Below are 277 nucleotides of genomic sequence, written 5' to 3'. Positions count from 1 at the left end.
GTCATCAGCAGCACCGGCAGCTGCGGCTGGCGCACCCGCAGCAGGCCGAGCAACTGATGGCCGTCCATGCCGGGCATGTTGACGTCGCTGACCACCAGGCTGAAGGTTTCCTGTTCGACCGCCTCCAAGGCTTCCTCGGCAGAGCCGACCGCACGGTAGTCATGGCCCGCCAACAGCAGCGTGTCTGCCAATGCTTCACGCAGGGCGCGATCGTCTTCCACCAATAAAACCTTGATAGCCATCATCCTCTTACTCCGCGCTTGCCGCGCTGGAAAAC

1 protein-coding gene is annotated in these 277 nt (G+C 62.5%); it reads right to left on the bottom strand.

What is annotated here, in order from left to right; genetic code table 11:
- Positions 1-242 (bottom strand): response regulator (locus tag AAEY78_RS12875; protein WP_352339714.1); only part of this gene is annotated, 242 nt, incomplete at its 3' end.
- Positions 243-277 lie beyond the last annotated feature (35 nt).

The organism is Psychrobacter sp. 16-MNA-CIBAN-0192 (assembly GCF_040309565.1).
In the GTDB taxonomy this organism is placed as follows: Bacteria; Pseudomonadota; Gammaproteobacteria; order Pseudomonadales; family Moraxellaceae; genus Psychrobacter.
Note: the sequence above shows the minus strand (reverse complement) of the source record. Positions and strands in the feature narration are given on the sequence as shown.